The following is a 21,765-nucleotide window of genomic DNA, read 5'->3' on the forward strand; positions in this document are numbered from 1 at the left end:
ATTATACTCTTAAGCTATGCAAGTATTTGACTGGATTGTACTTATAATAACACTATTGTTCATCGTGATTTATGGTTCATGGAAAACCCGGGGCAGCAAGAATGTTGAAGATTATATCTTAGGCAATAATGAAACTCCTTGGTTTACTGTTGGATTATCGGTCATGGCAACTCAGGCAAGTGCCATCACTTTTCTTTCAACCCCTGGGCAGGCTTATCATGACGGAATGGGATTTGTACAGTTCTATTTTGGTCTGCCTATAGCAATGGTTGTAATCTGCGTTACATTTATTCCTATTTATCACAAATACAAAGTGTATACTGCCTATGAATATTTAGAAAAAAGATTTGACCTTAAAACACGCTCATTAGCGGCTATTTTATTTTTAGTGCAAAGAGGATTGGGAACCGGAATCACCATTTATGCTCCTTCTATCATTTTATCTGCATTGCTTGGCTGGGATCTTACTTACATGAATATTATTATTGGTATCCTGGTTATTATTTACACCTTTTCCGGAGGGACAAAAGCGGTAAACGTGACTCAGAAACAGCAGATGTTCGTGATTCTGTCTGGAATGGCGATTACTTTTTTCCTTATCCTGGACTATTTGCCAAATGATATGACATTTGACAATGCATTGCACATTGCAGGCGCTAATCAAAAAATGAATATAGTAAACTTCTCCTTTGATCTGGATGAAAAGTATACATTCTGGAGCGGTATTACTGGCGGTTTCTTTTTGGCATTGGCTTATTTTGGTACTGACCAATCGCAGGTGGGGCGCTACTTATCGGGAAAATCTGTTCGAGAAAGCCAGATGGGATTAATCATGAATGGACTTTTAAAAGTACCCATGCAATTTTTAATTTTGCTTACAGGAGTAATGGTTTTTGTTTTTTTTCAATTTAACGGAACACCGTTAAACTTCAATCCAAACAATAAAATTACCGTTGAAAATTCACAATACAAAGACGAATATCAAAAATTGCAAAAGGATTTAGACAAATTATCCGAGGATGAAAAAGTAGTCAATCTGCTGTATATAGACCAGCTGAATCAAGACTTCGACAATCCAACACTCAGAAAAGAACTGGTTGATCTGGCACTAAAAGAAAAAGAATTAAGAGCTCAAGCCCGTGAAATCATTTCGAAAGCAGACAATAAAGCCGAAACTAATGATAAGGACTACGTATTTTTCTATTTTATCCTCCATTATCTGCCCAAAGGCCTCATTGGCTTACTGCTTGCAGTTATTATTTCAGCAGCTATGTCATCTACCGCTTCTGGTCTTAATGCGCTGGCATCAACAACTGCTATTGATATTTACAAGCGGAATGTTAAAGAAGAAAAAAGTGAAAAGCATTATTTGAATATCTCTAGGCTCTTTACACTGATGTGGGGAATTATAGCAATAGGATTTGCCTGTATTGCAACGCTTTTTGAAAACTTAATCCAGCTGGTAAATATTATTGGATCCATTTTTTATGGAACTGTACTGGGAATTTTTCTTGTTGGTTTTTACATCCATAAAATCAAAGGAAAAGCGATTTTTTATGGCGCTGTAATCAGTCAGATGGCTATTTTTATCATTTATTATTTCACGAATTTTATATACCCAAGCGGAGGCGAAAAACTAGGATATTTGTGGCTTAACTTCATTGGCGCATTGCTCACTATAGTACTTTCATACTCGTTTCAAGGATCATTATTTAAGGATGAAGATAATAAATCTTCCGTAGCTGGCTAATTCATAAATCCTGATTTATATTTAACTTTAGTATAAAATCTGATTCAATACTATTTCGGGAATCTTATAGTTTTTTCTTTTTAATAGCTTAAAAATAATACAAACTGTATTAAAAGTATGATTTTTAAAACCTATTTTTGGATAACTTTATAAATAAACATTGAAGAATGAAAACATTAAAACTTATTTGTTTTGCCTTAATTATTCAATTATTCTGCAATCAGGCCTATGCCCAATTTGGCATTTCGACTGATTTGCTAAAAATGGGTGCATCAACCCTGGGCATTGATAAAATGTTTAAAAAACCTGCAGCCATAACCACCGCTTTTGAAAACGTAAATAAAGAAGGATCCCAGATGCCTCATTTTTTTAAATTAGAGGAAGCTCAGCCTTTATACTTATTACCAAAATCTCCAGAGGGCGGTTTTGTACTTTGTGCTGGCTATTATGAAATGACTAATAAAAGCTACTGCCTGCATGCAGGAACATTTGCCCCATCCAAAGGAGATGGCTATATGTATGCACCAACTCTTGGTTCCAAAAAAGAAATTGTTACAGCAATACTAAAGAGTGCAGAAAAGCATCCCGAAATAGAACAGCATGCCATCCAGATTTTATTATGGGCTATTATTGCCAAAACAAAATTTATTGATTTCAGCACCGAAGTAAAGCTGACGGCAGTAACTCTCCTTACCAAAAAACAGTTGACTCAGCTGGAAGATGGTGCGCTTGGATTTCTGCCCGATGACATCATCAATAAAGCAAAAACAAAACTGCCTGAAAGCATTCAGACTGTAATGGAAGCCGAAAACAATATCCGTGGATTAATAGCATCTGGCAATTACACCTATCAGGATATGGAAAAATATGCTATACTTGCAGGAATTGCTCCTCCAAGAACAGATTACCCAAGCGGTATATGGACTCTGCATCCTGATGGATATTATGTTCGCTATATTCCTTCGGGATATTCCGTAACAAAAGTTCAAATTTATGTTCCAAAAGAACTTATAGCAGGCTTAAACGGAAAAAAACTAATATATGATGCGACCAACGATATTGCCTGTCCAGCAAACACAGGATCACAAAGACTGGCGCAAACCAACGAACCTTTGAATCCTGATTATACAATTGTATTAAAAACTCCTTGCAGCAGTGTAAACTAAAATATTGTCAGGTTATGCAGTTTTCTTGAACTAAACACTTATTAATCCCATAACATAGGCTGTTCTTAAGGCTTCTGTAGTGTTAGCAACCTGCATCTTTTGAATTATATTCTGCCTATGACGGCGGACCGTATAAACAGAAATATTCAGGATATCTGCTATCTGGTCACTATTGCTGCCCTTTGCAACTAGTTTTAAGACTTCTAATTCTCTTCTGGAAAGAAGTGTTTGCCCGTATGGCTTATATTTTTCAGGCGTTATGGTCTCCCCTGTTTGAATATTCACAATTTTAGCATCAATACCAGATCTGAATTCTAAATCAGCAGAAGGAGCATACAGACACAAGGCTGCTAAAACGCTGCCATTTGGTGATTTTTTGAGATACATAGTTCGATGGTTAATGTAATTTTCTCCATTTAAAGTCCTCAGGCGGCTGAAAGTACTGTAATTGCGATATTCATCTTCTGGCAGATTTTTAAGATATTGAAAAAAATGAAGTTCCAAAGCATGCCGCTCTGTCACATCATCAGGATGCAGCTTATCGAATATACAGTCTTCAAAAGCTGAATCAATAAACAGATCCTTTGGTGGAAGTCCTAAAAGTTTACCAGAATTACCTGCGTAAATATAACTGCAATCGGCCTGAAAATCTGAAAGCACAGCCACACACTGCTCAATGGCAACATATGAAGCTGCCAGTTTTTTATAATCTTCTATATCCAGTATTTCTCCATCCAGAAATGTCTGCCTTAACAAAGTAGAAGTTAACTGGTCTTCGATAGAACTATTAGTCATAACGGTTAAAAAAATGGTTAATTTTAGGTATTGCCGTAATCAGGAACGGAAAGTAAATTTGAAACTAAATTATATTATTTATTCTTTAAAAAAACATTTATGAAATCTAAATTCCTTATCTATTGCAGTATTTTCGAAATTATCTTATTATCTGGCTGCAACAGCACCACAAAAGAAAATAAAACGGCAGAAAACACTAATTCTATAACAAAAAATTCAGCAGTTATCAGTGGAACGACATGTGATATAAAACTAAACCGGATTCATTTTACAAAATCAATTAATGGTGCCGACACACTTGCAAAACTTGATACAGAAGGAAACATTCTCTTTCATGTAGGCGAGAAAAAAGACTATTTTTCAGACCCAAACAATAAACTGTCAAATAATACCGCTCCAATACTTTTGTCCAAGCTAGACAATACAAAACCTTTTACACTGACTGCAAAAGTAAGCCCAGAGTTTACCAAAAAAGGTCTATACAATGCCGGTGTTTTATATTTATATGTAAATGACAGTTTTTATCAGAAATTCTGTTTTGAACAGGACGAACGGGGCAACCACAGAATTGTGACTGTCCGCACAATAGAAACTTCGGATGATAACAATCATGATATTGTACAAGGAAAAACAGTTTACATGAAGATTTCATCAGATACAAAAACAGTTGCAAGCTATTATTCTCTTGACAATAAAAACTGGCAGATGGTACGTTTGTACAAAAACAATTACCCAGCAGAAATATGGACAGGAATCAGTACTCAATGTCCTGTTGATAAAGGAACGACAAGTTTTTTTGAAGATATCAGCCTGGAACAGAAAAGCGTAAAAGATTTCCGTTTAGGAATTTAGAAACAGTAAAGTCCAATAACAAAAAGTGCATACAAAAAAATCCCGTTTTGTCTTTTTAAAGAGCAAAACGGGATTTTTTGTTTTAATCTAATGGGTTATTTTTTACTCCATTCAGAGATACTGTCTCTATTCATTTTCACGTAATCCTGATTTTTAGCCGCTTCTGCTGCTGCAAGTGAAATAGTCGCAGTTTCGATTGCACCTTTTTTATCCCCTGCCCTGGCTTGAATCAATGATTTTAAACGAGTGTACCAGTATGGTTTTTCGCTGCTCAAATCCAAAGCTTTGTCTATATAATTAAGAGCTTTTGCATTATCACCATTGGACTGATAAAGATATTGCGCTGCCGAAAAATAATCTGCCGATGTTGGCCCTGCCAATACTTTCTCAATATTAGCCAACGTTACTTTTTGAGTTGGAACGTCGAATTTCATTGAAACTGAAGAGTTTTCCCAAGCCATATCCAAAGTAGCCGAATCAGCGCTCAAATTATTGATTCCAATAGTAAAAGATTCTACTGGTTTCACCAATGATTCTTCCTTTACTGTTGTTCTCAATGCAACATTCGCTTCATTCCACACTTCAGGATTACCCCAATTGTTTGTTGTAGAATAAAAAATTACCTCCCAGCTTTCGATTTTAGGAATTGTGTATAATGCATATTTGCCCTTAGGAAGGGTTTTCCCATCAATTGAAATATCTTCACTAAAAGAAATAGTAGTATTTTCATTAGCACCAGTTCTCCAGATTTTTCCAAAAGGAACTAAGTTTCCAAATACAGCTCTGCCTCTTGCAGCTGGCCTGGAATAAACTATTTCTACATCTGTTAATCCTACAGTTTGAAAAACCGTAGCTTTCGGGCTTGCCTGAGGAGTTTTTAGCTGAGCCTCAGCTAGTAATGGCGCTATCATAAAAGCCAAAGCAATAAGAATCTTTTTCATAGTGTTTTTTTTGTTTGTTTTCAAATTTACAAATTCAAGAAATCAATGATGTTAATTTTTCCTTAATTAAGGCTGGAATTTTTCCTATGCACCCCATTGAAAATCATGTTTCAAATATGGCTTTTAACATAAAATTAAAATCCTATAAGCTTTTCAAATAATTATATAACATAAAAAAAGAGGTGCAGTTTTAAGTTTGTAATGCAATTAAATGTGAAGTATAAATCACATCTAAAACCATAGTCAACTTTGTAAAAAATATTATTATGGAAAATAAAAAGATGATACTCGGAAAATTGAAATACCTGGCCTATAAAGGGATGTATTATTGTTTTGAAATCCGCTATATTTTTAACTTATAAATTTTAACCGATAATGAAAAACAGCAATTCATTTATCAGCAAATTTGACGCTTTTGCCACAGCGACATCAAAAGCTGCAGGAAGTACAACTGCATTTTCTATTGCTTTCCTGATAGTGCTGATATGGGCATTGACTGGTCCTGTTTTTGATTATAGCGAAACATGGCAGCTGGTTATTAATACTGGAACCACTATTGTTACTTTTTTAATGGTTTTTTTAATTCAGAAAGCCCAGAACAAAGATTCGCTTGCACTGCAGATCAAATTAAATGAATTGATCGCTTCGTCCAAATTTTCCAGCAACAGCATAGTTGACATTGAAGACATTACCGAAGAAGAAATGGAAATCATACAAAAATACTATCGCCACTTAAGCACGCTTTCTAAAAAAGATAAAAACCTGAAGGTTTCACATTCTATATCAGAAGCAAATGAAAAGCATAAATTAAAAAACACAAAAGAAAAAGCATCCCCAAAAACCAGTCCTGCCCGTAAAACAAAAAAAACTGAAAAGCCTAAAACTGCCCCAAAAAACAATATCAATTAAATTGTGCCACTTTCTCGTAGTTTAACTCATCAAAATGATTAATCACTACATCTGCCAATGTTAAATCCTGGTCTTTTGAATGAAAGCTATTGTAGCCTACACAAAATATAGCTGCCGCTTTTGCCGCTTTGACACCATTAGTACTATCTTCAATCACAATGCAGTTTTCTTTTGGCGCAACAGACAAGGAAGCAGCATGCAGAAAAATTGCTGGATGCGGTTTTGAATTTGGAAAATCCTCACCACTTACTATATGCGTAAAATATTGATGCAGATCAAAACGTGTAAAAACCCTGTTTATAGTAACTTTGGAAGCTGATGAAGCAACAATGAGCTGCATTCCATTTAGATGAAAATCTTTAATTAAATTTTCTACACCATCCAGCAAAGCTAAATCTTCTTTACTATCAAAAGCATCATTAAAGATTGATCTTTTTCTTAAAATCAGATCTTCTACATCTTGCTCTAACAGAAAATGATCTTTCAATCGCTGAAAAGTATTGCGCGTAGATAATCCTGTAAATGAAGTGTACATTTCCTCTGGAACTTCAATATTAAGTTCGCCAAATTGCTTGTAATATGCATAACGGTGTACGAGTTCAGTATCTACAATAACGCCGTCCATATCAAAAATTACTGTTTTAATCATAAAAAAATGTTTATTCGTTTTATTTGTTCGTTCGTTTAATCGTTTAAACAATTTATTATTTCTTAAGCAAATATCTTATCACGGTTTCCGCCGCATACAAGCCAAATAAGCCCGGCATGTAGCTATTGGTTCCGTAAAATGATTTCTTGAAATTAGAGCCATCGGTCATTTTTAAACTGCATTCGTCTTGAATTTCAGAAGAAAACACCACTTTTACTTTATTTATTTTTTCTTTTTTTAAACGCTTTCTGATAGTTTTTGCCAGATGGCAGTTTACCGTTTTCGCAATATCAGTCACCTTAACTTTGGAAGCATCCATCTTTCCACCAGCTCCCATATTGCTTATGATACGCACTTTTTTTCTTTTGGCTGAGATAATTAAATTCAGTTTTGGAGTTACGCTGTCAATACAGTCTAAAACATAATCGTACTCATTAGTAACAATATCATAGGCACGGTCTGGCGAAAGAAACTCTTTAATCCTAATCAAGTTCAATTCGGGATTAATATCCATCAGACGATCTCCAACAACGTCTGCTTTTGGCTGGCCTACCGTAGAATGCAAAGCTGGCAATTGCCTGTTTATATTGGTAATATCAACAACATCACCATCTACAATAGTCATTTTTCCCACGCCTGCTCTTGCCAGAAATTCAGCAGCAAATGATCCTACTCCTCCAAGGCCAACTACCATTACGTGTGCATCCTGCAATTTCTGCAATCCTTCTTTTTTAAATAATAATTCGGCTCTTTCTGTCCACTCTGCCATAATTCTTTGTTTAAAGTTTAATTTTTCTGATTGTCTAAAAATTGAAAACTTGGTTAAAATTGTTATTTACAATTTTCTGCAATTCTTCAATCTCAATATTTTTATATGCCGCAGCCAACGCATATACTTTTTGTATACTTTCTTCGACGGTATCGGTTTCCAGAAAAAATCGATCACTTGGAACATCCTCAAAAACAGTTCTCATTTCAGGATTTTGCAATAGATATTTCCCAAACGAAATATAAAAACCGTTATTTATCAATTCTTTGGCGACTTGCTTATTTTTTGAAAACCCATGCAGCAGCATTGGCACGGTAATCTTCAGTTTCTTTTTAGCCGCAACGAGCTCTTGAAAAGCGGCTACGCAATGAATCAGCACTGGCTTATTGTAATTTTGTGCCAAAAGAAGCTGTTTTTCAAAAACCATCTGCTGCAATTCCAATGGCACTTCAATGCGCTTATCCAATCCGCATTCGCCCAGGGCAAGACAATTGTTCTCCTGCAATTTACTTTCAATAATCTGTAAATCTGCTTCAAGTTTTTGTTCATTAATATACCAAGGATGAATCCCAATGGAATAAAATGGAATGCCAGCATCAAATTCTTGTGGATATTGATTGACGAGTTCCAAAACTGAATCTTGATTCGTGAATTTGTGAGTATGCAGATTAATAAATTTCATTAATCATGAAATTTCTTTACACCAGCGAGGATTTCGACAGCTAAATCATTTTCCAAAGGCACTTTTGGGCAGGAATATTTATAATTATAAGCACAGTATGGATTGTACGATAAATTAAAATCAATAACAATAGTACTGCCTGCAGGAATTTTTAAATCTATATACTTCCCTCCTATGTAACTATCCTTCCCCGAAGTCAAATCCGAAAAAGGCAAAAACAAATAATCCTTATATTCCTCTTGCTTAGAAAGCTCAATATTACGATAAATATTCAGCTTCAATTCTTTTCCGTCAAGCTGGAAATGTGCTTCTCCATATTTTACATACATCGGTCTTCTAGCCGTTGAAGTTGGCATCCCAAAGGGCTTTTCATTTTCGGTTCTGACAAATTGAGCTATTACAAACGCTTTTTCATTTATTGGATAAAAATCCAGCGACTTGAATTTTGCCAAATCTGCTTCGGTCAAAGGACTTGTTTTGGCATCAGCATATTCGGCATTGAGTTCCTTTTGAAATTTTTCGACATTAGCCGCATCAAATTTTTCCTGGCCAAAGCCAAAATTAAACAGCACCAGCAAAACCAAAGTCTGTATTATTCTCATCGTTTTAAATTTTATGCAAAAATAGCTTAAAGTTAGAAAGCTGCAAAACATCGCATCAACTAATAAAATCAGTTAGCTCCCAAAAACTTTGTAGATTTGTGTACACAGAATTTATTCCACATGCTTAGAACTGCACTCGGCCGCTACATCAATAATTTTAAAGGCTTCACACGCGAAGTCTGGATACTGGCCCTAATCACATTTATCAACAGGGCTGGAACTATGGTTTTGCCATTTTTATCCAAATATTTAAAAGAAGATTTAAATTTTACTTATGGCGAAGTTGGATGGATTATGGTTGCCTTTGGCCTGGGTTCCATGCTGGGATCGTGGATTGGAGGCAAGCTGAGCGACAAAATCGGGTTTTATAAAATCATGATTTTCAGTCTTTTTACGAGTGGCATCTTATTCATTTTACTGCAGTATATTACTTCGTTTTGGGGATTATGCTTTGGAATGTTCATTATTATGGCCATTTCCGACATGTTTCGCCCTGCCATGTTTGTATCGCTGAGTGTCTATGCAAAACCGGAGAATCGCGTTCGCGCACTTTCCTTAGTACGGCTGGCAGTAAATCTGGGCTTTACAGCAGGACCTGCTTTAGGCGGATTGATTATTATAGGAATGGGCTACCAAGGCCTGTTCTGGGTTGACGGAAGCACCTGCATTATTGCCATTTTGATTTTTGCTTTTAGTATTAAAGAAAAAAAGAAAACCCCAGCCGTTGCCGATATTGCAGCCGCAGCAATTACCCCAAAGTCCATTTTTAAAGACAAGCCATTCTGGCTGCTGCTCTTTATCAGTTTTGTGACCTTTATGGTTTTCCTTCAAATATTCTCGACATTGCCCTTGTATCATAACGAAAAATTTGGACTCAGCGAATTCCAAACCGGAATACTCCTTTCTATCAACGGACTATTGGTTTTTCTGTTAGAAATGCCCATTGTAAGCAGGCTGGAACGAAAAAAGACTAACAAAATCAAGAGTATTGCCATCGGCTCCTTATTCATAACCCTTGGATATTACATTTTGCTGCTCGATTCATGGGTAGGAGTTTTAGTAATCAGCATTATACTGCTCACATTTGGAGAAATATTTTCGTTCCCGTTTGTCAACGCTGTTGCTCTCAACCGTGCCCCAAAAGGTCAGGAAGGACAATATATGGGTTATTATACCATGAGTTTCAGTCTCGCTCATATTGTCAGTTCCAAAACTGGTCTGGAAATCATTGCTCATTACAACTATCAAATCAATTGGCTCATCATGGGTACCTTGGGAGCACTATCGCTGCTTTGCTGTTATTGGCTGAACAAAATGGTTAGCAACGAGCAGAAATAATAATCAGGGCGTGCCACCATTAAGAAAAAGGGCCAGTCTATTGCACCGCTTATACGTCCCTTTTCCTTAATGCTGTCGTGCTATCCGCGCTGCTTCGGCAGCCTGCTTCTATCACTCACGCGAAACACAGCAGTATTTCAGAAGAATTTTTGGTTACAAATCCTAAAAATATACAACTCCTGACAGGTTACCAAAACCTATTTGGTATCCCACATCTCCTTATTAAATTCATACTTTTGATTGTAAAAGCAGGAATAACCACGTTCTAAACATCAACTGCCCCCGCTATATAACATGGTCTACCTCGTTACCGAAGGAAATACACAAGTACTGCTCTTATTGAATAGCAATAAAACCAGAGTAAAACTAAAATTTTAGTTAAATAACTATATTTTTAGTTTGTAAACTAAAAATATAGTTGTACGTTTGTTTCAAATTAAATCATCATGCAAAAACTAACAAACAAGGAAGAGGAAATTATGCATATTTTATGGAAGCTCAAAAAAGCATTCGTAAAAGAAGTTATGGCTGAGATTACCGAGGATCAGCCACATTACAACACTTTATCAACTATTATCCGCAATCTCGAAGAAAAAGGATATGTAAGTCACAATGCCTTTGGAAATACACACCAATATTACCCAATTGTCGCTTTGGAAGATTATCGGAAAGGGTTCATGAATACTGCTATCGATAATTACTTTAACAGCTCATATAAAAATATGGTTTCCTTTTTTGCCAAAGAAGAAAAAATTTCGGCAGAAGAATTACGTGAAATCCTTACAATGATCGAACAAAAACAATAATTCAATATGGAAACACTATTCATCAATATAGCAAAATCCAGCGGGCTTATAGCAATGTTCTATATCGCCTACTTTTTCCTGTTGCGAAAAGAGACTTTCTTTACAGCAAATCGATGGTATCTTTTAGGAGGTCTTTTCACATCAGTAATTTTGCCGTGGATAGTTTTCACCACTATTGTCTGGGTAGAACCTGCACCAGCCAATTTTGACTGGTCAAGAATACCTATAACTGCTGTTAAGAAAGAAAGTTTCGAAATTAACTGGTATCTGATTCTGACCTGCACCTATATTATAGGAACTGCACTCTTATTACTTCAGTTTGCCTTTGACTTTTATAGCCTTAACCGTGTATTGAAAGGCAAGCAGATTAAGCAGCAGGCCGATCATAAATTTATTGACACGAAAGAAAACATTGCCCCTTTTTCCTATTTCAACACCATTGTTTACAACTCATCATTGTACAGCGAGTCCGAAATGGAAAGCATTCTGGAACATGAAAAAGTTCATAGCGAACAATACCACACGATAGACGTACTGATCACGCGTTTCTTCTGTATCCTTTTTTGGTTCAATCCATTTATATGGCTGTACAAAAAGGCCATTCTGCAAAACTTGGAGTTCATCGCCGACAGCGAAGCCTCCAAAAACATATCCGACAAGAAAGCATATCAATTGACGCTACTAAAAATAACAGCACACGAAAACTGTGTTGTGCTTACCAATCATTTTTATCAATCATTAATCAAAAAACGAATCGTTATGTTAAACAAAAATCAATCAAAAAAATGGAATTCATGGAAGTATCTTTTAGTACTCCCTGTCTTAGTTGCCTTTGTATTTTTATTCCAAATGGAAGTCATTGCAAAAGAAAAAAATGTGATCCAAAAAATAGAACAGCCAGCATCCAGCGATATCGATGTCTATAAAATCACCAAGAACACAACGGAAGCCGAATTAAAAGAAAAAGCAGCTGCAATCGCAAAAAATTACGGAGTAACAGTTCTTTTTTCAAATACAAAAAGAAACTCAAATAACGAACTTACTGCAATAAACGTTGAATTAAAAAAAGGAAACGAAATTTCCAATAATAGAAACATAAACAGTTCTGATGCTATAAAAACTTTTGGAATTGTCATAACCAAAGATGCCTCAGGAAAGCTTAGCATTGACTTTATGGAAGAAGACGATAAATCAATAGACAAGTTAGTTTCTACAAGTAAAATCGTAGCTCCTAATGCCCCCATCACAGCAGATACACAAATTTATATTGATGGAGCAAAATCAGATAAAGATGAAATGGATAAACTAGATCCTAAAGAAATCGCTACCGTAAATGTCACCAAAAACGATGAAAAAAAAGAGATCCGGATAATTACAAAAGACTATCACAAAATTGGTGATATGGATGAGATTTACATTAATGGAAAAAAAGTCACTCAAAATGAATTTAATCAACTAGAACCAGGATCAATTGACAGAATGGATGTTACTAGTAATTTTGGAAAAAAATCAATACTTATTACTACAAAAAACGGAACCTATATCATTAATGACAAGAATATGCCAATTCCTCCTGTTCCTCCGGTAGCACCCGCAATTAAAAATCCAAAAGCACCTGTTTTTCCAAAAGCACCAAAAACCCCAAAAGGTGACCCTATAAATGGTGACAAAAAAGCCTGGAAAGATTTTGAAAAAAAGATGGAAGAATACGATGCGAAGATGAAAAAGCTAGAACCCCAAATGGAAGCTTTCGACAAACAAATGGCAGAATTTGATAAGCAAATGGAACCTTTTAATAAAGAAATGGAAGTTTTCAATGAGAAAATGAAAGCTTTTGACAAGCAGATGAAAGAATATTTAGCAGATAAAAAAGATAACAAATAAATCGATTAACAAAACCAAAAAAAGACGGTCACTCATCAAGACCGTCTTTTTTATACCTTTGAAAAAAAATATACTGCTATGTTTAAAATTCTTGCCAAGATCAACAAACTTCTATTACCAAGTTTTACAAAACAGGGATTAGATGTTTCCAAAGCCAAAAAGTGGCAATTGGCCATAATCGGCTATCGGTATTATGTGACCAAAAGAGCGCTTCAGAATTAAAAACTGAAAACTGTTAAAGTGTTTGAAACAGTAAACACTTTAAACAATTTTAATAAGTTATTGCGGCAAAAATATCATTTCCTGCAATCTTTTCACGGCCGTTTAAGAAAGTGAGTTCCATCAGGAAATTACACTGTATAATTACACCACCCAAACGTTCTACCAGTTCGCAAAGTGCTTTTGCTGTACCGCCAGTAGCCAATACATCATCGTGGATCAAAACCCTGTCTCCTTTCTGGATCGCATCAATGTGAATTTCTAATGCGTCAGTTCCATATTCGAGTTCATAGGTAGCCGAAATAGTATCAAAAGGCAATTTTTTCGGCTTCCTTACTGGAACAAATCCAGCATTTAATTCCTGTGCCAAAAGCATTCCGAAGAAAAAACCACGGCTTTCGGCTCCAATTACCTTGTCAATTTTTTTATTTTTTAGAGATGCAGCTAATATTTCTAAGCATTCTTGCCTAGCATTTGGGTCGATTAATAACGGCGTGATATCTTTAAAAACAATTCCGTTTTTTGGAAAGTCCTGAATATCACGTATGTATTTTTTTAAATTCATTTTTTTTATATTTTATCCAGATTCATGCTTGCAAGATACATATTTATTCCTATATTTGCACCCGCAAACACGTTCACTGTCTATCATAAGTGAGTAGCAAAATGGCCTCGTGGCGCAACTGAATAGCGCATCTGATTACGGCTCAGAAGGTTACTGGTTTGAATCCAGTCGAGGTCACTACAGCCAAAAGGCGCCAATTGAAGACAATTGGCGCCTTTTTTTTATTTATTTATGCTGCTAAACACGCTGGCTGAGAATCATTTTTGCTGTTATTTTCTTTCTATAAATTAAGACTAAAACAAAGAGCCTGTTCAGTCATTATATATATTTACATGAAAAACAACACAAATAGCTTGATTTGTCATTCGATAACCTAACAGGATTCGAACACCCAGAATGAAGAGAAATTATCACTTTATAATATCCTTATTTTGTCTCTAATTGTCGTTCAATTTTTAGAAAATGAACCCTCATTTGAAAATGGTATAATATTTCATTTTTTTTTGTATTTCCCGCTCACATTTTTTTTCAAATATAATTGCTCTTGGACTGAAGCAAAATATTGTTTTATTCCTCTAACTAAAATCTGGTTCTCTGGATCTTTTGCGTAATTAATTGCAATACTTTTTTTATCAACAGATTCTGATAAATTAAAATATATAAAACCGCTATTATAACCTGCTACCTTACCCTCGATTTGAAATAATACTTTTGGTGTCCCAACAAATTCACATTTTGCAAAATCGATTTCTGCACTAAAAACTTGTTCTTTTTTGGCGTCACCATCCCAGGAAGAATAAAACACAAAATATTTACCATTAAGCTCTATACAATCAACAAGAAAAAAATTTTTTGGTAAATACTTCTCATATATATTTTCTTTTATTAGCGTTAGTTTATCAAAATCATTCTTTCTAATTGTAATTCTATCATTTTGAATATAACATGATAAAATTTCTTTTTCTTTTGAAAAAGTAAAACCACTTCCTACGTTTAGATTATATGGACCAGGAGAAGTTTTGCTTGATTTGTAAGGCTCACTTATTTTTTTTGTATATTGTTTTGGGGTGTTATTTTGAGAAAAAGCTGTTAGATATGTTAAACAGATGCTTAGTAAGTATAATTTAAATTTCATTTTGGTTTGTTTATATTGATTTAGTTTTTGTTTTATTCCGTTTATTTCTATTTTATCATATTTATAGTTTTCAAGAACTTAAAAAAACGAAAAGTCAGAGACATTTGCGTAGCTCACACGACAACTTATTTACTCTCCGAAGAGCTGGGAGCTGCTGGTACAAGCATTCCAAAAGAATCGAGCCATTTTGCCTAAGAACGTGCTGTAAATGTAAAAGAAAAACTACAACTTTCTTAGGATTGTAGTTTTTATTATTGCTGTAAATACTCGGTTTGTTTGCAAGAGCAGCAACAGTATTAATTAATGCTCAAGTCATCTAAGGCTTCCATAAAAACCATCACAGAAAAAGTCGGGATTATCTGTAAATTTAACATCCTTATAGTTAGTGTGTGCTTCCCAACAACCTGAAATTTTGTTGATTTGTGAATAAGATTTACTTGAACTAAATAATAAAATCAAAAATATCCATTTTAGTAAATTCATAAGTTCATGTTGTTATATGATAAATTTAATTTTAGTTTTGAGGAACAACAAAGTTTTTATTCACATTTGGTCTCGGCTCAACTTCAATTAATTACTTTGCCCAATCAGGTTTGTTTTTCCATCCATCTGGAGGTGCAACCAAAACAGTATCAGGGACGGGATTGTCCAATATTATACTAGGCGCACCTATTGTATTGTCGGGCTCAAGAAAGACAACAAGAAATCTTTCTCCAATTTTTACATTTTTAATTGATTCAAAACTAGCATTTGAATAATTTTTAAATTCTTTTCCTTTTACTACAATAGTAAAAAACACATTATATGCTCCTCCTTTTTTAATACGGTATTCAGTAACTTTTCCAATAGTAAATTTCCCTTCTTTAGCAACTCTGGGAATCAATACAAAATACCGATAATAAAAAAGGAAAAACACACTCAAAAGAAGCAAATACAACAGAATTTTAGATTTATTTTGAATCATATTTATAATTTATTTATCACAATTATCTTCATTAGAAGAGTTGTTATTATTAATTTTATTTGAAACAACTTGAGAATTAATTTCTACAGTAACATCAATAGTAGTCTGACCTATTTTTTGAGCAGTTTCAGATTCTAATTTCCCAATCGGAATCAAAGTCTTAATCGCACCCAATGACAAATCAGTAGCCATACCAGTTCTAAAAGCACTTTCACTAGAAATTGAAAAAACAGGTGTTTTGGTATCTAAATTTAATACCGATTTTACACTTAAATTAGAAGAATTACCGATTGCACTTCCTACAACTGGAGCAAAAAAAGTATCTCCAGCCACTTTTATTAAATTTACATCTTTAGCTACAAGTGCTTGAGTGCTTACACTTATTACTGCTTTAGTAAGCATTACATCTGTAGCAGACATCGTGCCAACAGCTCCGACATCTAATATCGCAGCAGTTGGAGCAACAACAGGAGCTAAAGCTACCCCAACTGCCCCTACAGCAACATTTTTAACAGTTTCTCTAAATTGCTTACTTCTGTAATCATTAGATGTAGCAATGTCTTTGGCTGCCTTTTTAAATGTTTTTATAAATGTTTCTCCTGAATTCAGCTCTTTAATTATAATACCAGCTTTTTTCATTTTTAAAGCAGCATTGTCTCCAGTATAAATAGCCGAAACCATACCTTTCGCATCATAAATATTAAATTGGTTTTGAGATTTTGTTCCCGACCAAGTACCAACATTTCTTTGGGTATAGCTCATCTGTTTTAAGGATTCATATTTACCCCCAGAATTTTTAAATATTCGATAAACATTTACATTTAAATGTTCAGCTCCTTCTAATTCTATAGCATCCATAACCCTGTTTTCACTGAATGCATAAGGAGAATTCCATGGATATTCGTCTTCTTTCGGGTCGCTCGCAAAGAACCTACCAATCCTAGGGTCGTGCATTCTAAATTCATAATTCAAAGAATTTCCTTCACCTTTTAACTCATTGTCCTGCTCTTGGGACTGGAAACCGTAGCGGTAACCATTAGGAATACTAGTTTCATGCCTTTTCGGCACCAGCATAATTTAATTTTTCTTTAGAGATGTTATCTTTAATTCGCTCTTCAAATTTTTTAAAAAAAGGATTATTAAGTATTGTGTGGCCTGCTCCTGTATCAAATGTGTAGGCAACTTTTTCATCAAAAGTTTTTAACTGGATTGTAGGCGTTAATTCATCTAATCCCATGTTTTCTAATTTACTATTTTTGGATGCTTTTGGAATGAATATGGTGTTTTTGCTAATTCGAATCTCGCCTAATTGTTCAATTACAGGAAACCCAATTATGCCGTTTATGATGTATTTGCCTTCTGCAAAAGTTAAAGAATTATCAGGCATTACCAGAAAAACAACATTTTCAAAATCAATACCGCCAATCTGAATGTTTTTTGCTATACCTGTCCGTGCTTTTACAACGATGCCAGTAATGGCCTGTACATCAAAATACAAATTACTTAATTCGAGATTGTATTTTTTTGCAGTTTCTTCTGTTACTAGCGATAGATTGGCACCTGTGTCAAAAACAAAATTGTCCTGTTTTTGATTCATCAATACAGGGATATTTATCAAACCCGCAGCATCTTTGAAGTAATTGAATTGTACATCATTTTTTAAATTGATTTTCTGTATATCCGTATTTAATAAGCCTTTCAGAATTTTTGTGTTATTGTCTAAATCCTCAATTTGAACAGATGTTAAATATTTTTTGTGCAATAACAGTTTTTCAGCAATATTATAAGCGTTTTGATATTCAAAAACTCTCATATAATTGTTTAAATCTGTAAGCAATAATTTGGCTTTTTGCGTGTCCGAAATCTGATTTGGAAACTTTGCCAAAAGCTTGTTTATCTTTTTTATAGATTCCTTCGGCTTGTTAAAATAATTATCAGTCAAAGAACTGTAATATAGATACGTTGGGTTTTCCTTATTTTTTTCAAGGTTAATCTGCTCTCTTAATTTAAAGAAATCTCTTTGAATAATGAGGCTGTCGTATTTTATGGTTCGACTGATTTCTTGCGCATTTACAGCAAAAAAGAATGGAATAAAAAACAGAATTATAAAGTGATTTTTTTTCATAAGTGCTTTTTTTTGAACGAATATAAATCAATTCATTTTCAATACATCATGACATTTAACTATCTGTGCCTTCGCCTTGAAATCTACATTCTGGCGGATATCTGCAGCAGATGCGGCGAATCGGGCTGTATAGATACCTTCATCAGTAACAAATGCCTGCTGGGATTCATCATACGAAGCTAAATCATAATTACTGAATGACATTGTAATTTTCTGGCTCTCTCCTGGCTGCAGTTCTTTTGTCTTTCCAAATGCTTTGAGTTCATAAGCAGGTTTTACCAGTTTGCCTTTAGGAGCTGAAACATACAGCTGAACAGCTTCTCTGCCTGTACGTTTTCCTGTGTTTTTTACAGTTATAGATGCAGTGTAGATTCCATCTTTTAATTTTATCTCTGCGCCACTGTATTCAAATTGTGTATAAGTCATTCCAAAGCCAAAAGGATATGCCGTTTTTTTTCCTTCGGTCTGGAAATAGCGGTAGCCAATGTTTAATCCCTCTTCGTACTTAGTTTCTCCTAAATTTGGCAGTTTATTGATCTGGTCTTTATTTCCAAAAATTTCATCCCTCCATGTAAATCCGTTAGGGAAATTTTTAGTTGAGGGAACATCGGCCAAAGCTTCCGGCCATGTCATGGTAAGCTTACCAGAAGGAGACGCTTTGCCTGTAAGAACGTCAGCAATACTGTTTCCTGCTTCCATACCTGGCTGCCATGCGAGCAGTACAGCATCCGAATATTTCTGAATAGGGCCTGTTTCAATTACACCTCCTACATTTAAAATTACAATAACTTTTTTCCCTTTATTATGAAAAGCTTCGTAAGTCTGTTTTAGCATATCCAGCTCGTCTGGATTAATAGTAAAGTCTTCAAAAGCCCGGTCGCCTCCTTCGCCGGAACTTCTTCCTACTGTAACAATAGCGAATTCATTCCTTTCGGCAGCATAGGTATAGGTAAAAACTCCCATCTGAGGTTCTTTTACCCTTGGACGTGGAAAATAACTCGATGATGTAAAGGGCCCCATTTCAGATTCTGCTTCGTTTAAAGCATAATCATGGTATTTTTTATAAACTGTATTTAGAGTATCATCAATTACGAGCCCGGCTTTTTTAAGACCTTCAACTAAATCCACGACATAAGGTTTATTTACATCCCCAGAACCAGAACCTCCAGCATAAAGACCGTAAGAAGTATGTCCAAAAAGTGCCACCTTTTTCTTTGAACTGTCCAGAGGCAGTACACCTCCTTCATTTTTCAGCAGAACCATTCCTTCTGGAGCCGCTTTGCGGATAATTTCGGCATGAGCTTTTAAATCTGGATTATTAGAAAATTTATATCCATTAAAACGTGGTGTTTTTACAATGTATTCCAGTACCCGCTTTACATTTCGATCAACATCCGCCATAGCTATAGAACCATTTTTTAAACCGTCTGTAATCTGTTTAATCTGTTCGGCATTACCAGGTGCCAGCAGGTCATTTCCTGCATGAACCTGCGCTGCTGTGTTTCGGGTATTGGTCCAGTCTGTAATCACAATATTTTTGAAACCCCACTCATCACGCAGAATAGTAGTCAATAAGTCTTTACTTTCCTGTGTGTAAACTCCATTTATGTAATTATAACTGCTCATAATAGTCCATGGCTGGCTCTTCTTTACCATGATTTCAAAACCTTTTAAATACAGTTCTCTCAGCGCACGCTGGCTCACAACAGCATTATTATATGTACGGTTTCCTTCTTGGTTATTCGCAGCAAAATGTTTTGCAGATACTCCTACTCCATTGCTTTGAATACCATTTATAACAGCTGCAGCAATTAACCCAGACACAAAAGGATCTTCGGAATAATATTCAAAGTTCCTTCCGCATAGCGGATTGCGCATAATATTCATTCCAGGTCCCAGCAGAGCATCGACACCATACTCTTTAGTCTCATTGCCCATTGCAGCTCCTACTTTGTAAACAAGATCCGTATCCCAGGTAGAAGCAAGCAGTGTTCCTATAGGAAATCCGGAACAGTAATATTTTTTTGAGTCATTTGGCCTTTCGGCATTAATATGTACTCCGGCTGGCCCATCGGCAAATACTGTATGAGGTATTCCAAACCGATCAATTTTAGCCGTATTTCCAGCGGCACCTAAAACAATAGCACCCGCATTTGGATCCGGATTGGTGGGCAGACCCCAGTATGATTTTCCAAAGGAATAACCAACGAGTATGTTTGCTTTTTCTTCAATAGTCATTTCCTTAATAACGGCATCAATATTTTTTGATGTAAGCTTTGTTTGTGCCGTAAGAACTGCTGACAATAGCATAACTGCCAGCATAATTGTGTTTTTCATTTTAATGGTTTTTAATTAGTATTTAGATTTTTTTTTACAAGACTGATTTTTCAACAAGGGATATAGATATTAAAAACAGCACCTTTCAGCGGTGCACCAGCTGCATCTATATAGCCATTATGATTTTCAACTATTTTTTTTACAATGGCAAGACCTATACCTGTTCCTTCATAGAGATCCCTGCTATGTAATTTTTGGAAAACTCCAAATATCTTTTCATTATGCTGCTGTTCAAATCCAATTCCATTGTCTGCAAAACTAATGTGGCAATAACTGATTTCCCTTGATAAATTTTCAATCTGCAGTTCCTGACCATTTACCACACGGCTTTTTATTGTAATCTTCAATGGGACATCCGGCTGTGAAAATTTTATCGCATTGTGGATTAAATTTTCCATTAACTGAACAAATTGAAAAGGAATAATCTTAACATTATCATGAAAATCAGTAATGATAACCGCCTGTTTTTCGCCCAGATTTTCATGCAAGGCTTCTTTTACATCATTGATTATCTTTTCGAGACTGGTAGACACAAAATTTTTCTCCGTAAGTGTGGCTCTCGAAAAAGTAAGCAGGCTGTTAATAAGCTCCCGCATTCTATTTGTGGCATACAGAATCCTGTCAAATTTAGTTTTGCCATCTTCTGATAAATTTGGATACTCATTAGAGAGAATCAAATTAGTAAAAGTCTGTATTTTGCGTAACGGTTCCTGAAGATCATGGCTCGATATATAGGTAAAAGCATCAAGTTCAGTATTTTTCTTTTTCAGCTCTTCGGCATGTTTTTCTATAGCAGCATATTGGGAAGCCAGCTCTTTATTGGTTTTTAAAATTATTTCATTAAGCCTGTTTGTTTCTTCTTCTTTAATACGTAATTCCTGATTTTTCCTGAACAAATCGGTAAATACCATTACTTTGGCCTGCAGAATTTCGGGCGATAATGGCTTAATCATATAATCTACTGCTCCAGACTGATAACCTTTGAATATATACTCGGTGGCATCCATATTGGCTGTCAGGAAAATAATTGGAACATTTTTCAGTTTTTCGCTCTGGCGGATTAATTCAGCCGTTTCAAAACCATCCATCAAAGGCATTTGAACATCCATAAGAATAATAGCAAAATCCTGATTCTTCAGGAGAATCCGCAATGCATCCTTACCCGAAACAGCTTCAACAAACTCATATCCACGATTGGCAAGAATAACCTGCAAGGAAAGCAGGTTTTCCTTTTTGTCATCTACAAGCAAGATTTTGATTGCCTTGTCTATCATGAT

The 21,765-nt window shown here is 35.2% G+C and carries 21 protein-coding genes and 1 tRNA gene; 9 read left to right on the forward strand and 13 right to left on the reverse strand.

Going from position 1 to position 21,765, the window contains the following annotated elements:
• Positions 1-16 precede the first annotated feature (16 nt).
• Positions 17-1,750 (forward strand): sodium:solute symporter family transporter, encoded by a 1,734-nt coding sequence (locus tag ABEG11_RS00780; protein WP_348822293.1) that lies wholly within the window; start codon positions 17-19, stop codon positions 1,748-1,750.
• A 167-nt stretch (positions 1,751-1,917) separates the two neighbouring features.
• Positions 1,918-2,916, forward strand: a complete 999-nt coding sequence (locus ABEG11_RS00785) for a hypothetical protein (protein WP_348822294.1) — start codon at positions 1,918-1,920, stop codon at positions 2,914-2,916.
• 30 nt (positions 2,917-2,946) lie between these two features.
• Here ABEG11_RS00785 and ABEG11_RS00790 read toward each other — a convergent pair whose 3' ends face one another.
• On the reverse strand, positions 2,947-3,711 hold the full coding sequence (locus ABEG11_RS00790) for a response regulator transcription factor (protein ID WP_348822295.1): 765 nt from the start codon (positions 3,709-3,711) through the stop codon (positions 2,947-2,949).
• Positions 3,712-3,810: 99 nt separating this feature from the next.
• Here ABEG11_RS00790 and ABEG11_RS00795 point away from each other — a divergent pair, with 99 nt between their 5' ends.
• Complete coding sequence (locus ABEG11_RS00795; protein ID WP_348822296.1) at positions 3,811-4,563, forward strand: DUF1349 domain-containing protein; 753 nt, start codon at positions 3,811-3,813, stop codon at positions 4,561-4,563.
• A 95-nt stretch (positions 4,564-4,658) separates the two neighbouring features.
• On the opposite strand, the gene ABEG11_RS00800 is transcribed toward ABEG11_RS00795, so the two are convergent.
• The gene (locus ABEG11_RS00800) at positions 4,659-5,504 is read right to left on the reverse strand and encodes a DUF2911 domain-containing protein (protein ID WP_348822297.1); all 846 of its coding nucleotides are present in this window, start codon (positions 5,502-5,504) and stop codon (positions 4,659-4,661) included.
• Positions 5,505-5,879: 375 nt separating this feature from the next.
• Between ABEG11_RS00800 and ABEG11_RS00805 the strand changes: the two genes are divergently transcribed.
• A complete protein-coding gene (locus tag ABEG11_RS00805; protein ID WP_348822298.1) occupies positions 5,880-6,413 on the forward strand; it encodes a low affinity iron permease family protein in 534 nt (177 codons plus the stop codon).
• Here ABEG11_RS00805 and ABEG11_RS00810 read toward each other — a convergent pair.
• The 4 genes from ABEG11_RS00810 to ABEG11_RS00825 are packed head-to-tail and all read right to left on the reverse strand — an operon-like array spanning position 6,406 to position 9,115.
• Positions 6,406-7,062, reverse strand: a complete 657-nt coding sequence (locus tag ABEG11_RS00810) for an HAD family hydrolase (RefSeq protein ID WP_348822299.1) — start codon at positions 7,060-7,062, stop codon at positions 6,406-6,408. The genes ABEG11_RS00805 and ABEG11_RS00810 overlap by 8 nt on opposite strands.
• A 55-nt stretch (positions 7,063-7,117) precedes the next feature.
• A complete protein-coding gene (locus ABEG11_RS00815; protein ID WP_348822300.1) occupies positions 7,118-7,831 on the reverse strand; it encodes a tRNA threonylcarbamoyladenosine dehydratase in 714 nt (237 codons plus the stop codon).
• Positions 7,832-7,865: 34 nt separating this feature from the next.
• Positions 7,866-8,513, reverse strand: coding sequence for a TatD family hydrolase (locus tag ABEG11_RS00820; protein ID WP_348822301.1), 648 nt, complete (start codon positions 8,511-8,513; stop codon positions 7,866-7,868).
• Positions 8,513-9,115 (reverse strand): DUF1684 domain-containing protein, encoded by a 603-nt coding sequence (locus ABEG11_RS00825; protein ID WP_348822302.1) that lies wholly within the window; start codon positions 9,113-9,115, stop codon positions 8,513-8,515. Before ABEG11_RS00825 ends, ABEG11_RS00820 begins: the two co-directional genes overlap by 1 nt.
• Before the next feature lie 120 nt (positions 9,116-9,235).
• On the opposite strand from ABEG11_RS00825, the gene ABEG11_RS00830 reads away from it, so the two are divergent.
• The 4 genes from ABEG11_RS00830 to ABEG11_RS00845 all read left to right on the forward strand — a co-directional run bounded on the left by ABEG11_RS00830 (position 9,236) and on the right by ABEG11_RS00845 (position 13,365).
• Positions 9,236-10,453 (forward strand): MDR family MFS transporter, encoded by a 1,218-nt coding sequence (locus ABEG11_RS00830; RefSeq protein WP_348822303.1) that lies wholly within the window; start codon positions 9,236-9,238, stop codon positions 10,451-10,453.
• 446 nt (positions 10,454-10,899) lie between these two features.
• On the forward strand, positions 10,900-11,259 hold the full coding sequence (locus ABEG11_RS00835; protein WP_348822304.1) for a BlaI/MecI/CopY family transcriptional regulator: 360 nt from the start codon (positions 10,900-10,902) through the stop codon (positions 11,257-11,259).
• A 6-nt stretch (positions 11,260-11,265) separates the two neighbouring features.
• Positions 11,266-13,143, forward strand: a complete 1,878-nt coding sequence (locus tag ABEG11_RS00840) for a M56 family metallopeptidase (RefSeq protein ID WP_348822305.1) — start codon at positions 11,266-11,268, stop codon at positions 13,141-13,143.
• A 78-nt stretch (positions 13,144-13,221) separates the two neighbouring features.
• Positions 13,222-13,365 carry an SsrA-binding protein gene (locus ABEG11_RS00845; RefSeq protein ID WP_348822306.1) on the forward strand — a complete coding sequence of 48 codons (144 nt, stop codon included), beginning with the start codon at positions 13,222-13,224 and terminating at the stop codon, positions 13,363-13,365.
• Positions 13,366-13,414: 49 nt separating this feature from the next.
• Here ABEG11_RS00845 and ABEG11_RS00850 read toward each other — a convergent pair whose 3' ends face one another.
• On the reverse strand, positions 13,415-13,927 hold the full coding sequence (locus ABEG11_RS00850) for an adenine phosphoribosyltransferase (RefSeq protein WP_348822307.1): 513 nt from the start codon (positions 13,925-13,927) through the stop codon (positions 13,415-13,417).
• Between the two features lie 103 nt (positions 13,928-14,030).
• Here ABEG11_RS00850 and ABEG11_RS00855 point away from each other — a divergent pair.
• Positions 14,031-14,104: transfer RNA gene (locus ABEG11_RS00855), tRNA-Arg, on the forward strand.
• A 316-nt stretch (positions 14,105-14,420) separates the two neighbouring features.
• Here ABEG11_RS00855 and ABEG11_RS00860 read toward each other — a convergent pair.
• The 6 genes from ABEG11_RS00860 to ABEG11_RS00885 form a co-directional block, all read right to left on the reverse strand.
• Entirely contained in the window at positions 14,421-15,062 is a 642-nt protein-coding gene (locus ABEG11_RS00860) for a hypothetical protein (RefSeq protein ID WP_348822308.1), read from the reverse strand.
• A gap of 574 nt (positions 15,063-15,636) precedes the next feature.
• On the reverse strand, positions 15,637-16,026 hold the full coding sequence (locus ABEG11_RS00865) for a hypothetical protein (RefSeq protein WP_348822309.1): 390 nt from the start codon (positions 16,024-16,026) through the stop codon (positions 15,637-15,639).
• Between the two features lie 9 nt (positions 16,027-16,035).
• Complete coding sequence (locus ABEG11_RS00870; RefSeq protein WP_348822310.1) at positions 16,036-17,100, reverse strand: hypothetical protein; 1,065 nt, start codon at positions 17,098-17,100, stop codon at positions 16,036-16,038.
• Positions 17,078-18,151 carry a retropepsin-like aspartic protease family protein gene (locus ABEG11_RS00875; RefSeq protein WP_348822311.1) on the reverse strand — a complete coding sequence of 358 codons (1,074 nt, stop codon included), beginning with the start codon at positions 18,149-18,151 and terminating at the stop codon, positions 17,078-17,080. The genes ABEG11_RS00870 and ABEG11_RS00875 overlap by 23 nt, the downstream gene beginning before the upstream one ends.
• Positions 18,152-18,178: 27 nt before the next feature.
• Positions 18,179-20,488: a glycoside hydrolase family 3 C-terminal domain-containing protein gene (locus ABEG11_RS00880; protein ID WP_348822312.1), complete on the reverse strand. Its 2,310-nt coding sequence runs from the start codon at positions 20,486-20,488 to the stop codon at positions 18,179-18,181.
• 50 nt (positions 20,489-20,538) lie between these two features.
• Positions 20,539-21,762, reverse strand: coding sequence for a sensor histidine kinase (locus ABEG11_RS00885; protein WP_348822313.1), 1,224 nt, complete (start codon positions 21,760-21,762; stop codon positions 20,539-20,541).
• Positions 21,763-21,765 lie beyond the last annotated feature (3 nt).

Source organism: Flavobacterium aestuarii, from assembly GCF_040049115.1.
Lineage (GTDB): Bacteria > Bacteroidota > Bacteroidia > Flavobacteriales > Flavobacteriaceae > Flavobacterium > Flavobacterium aestuarii.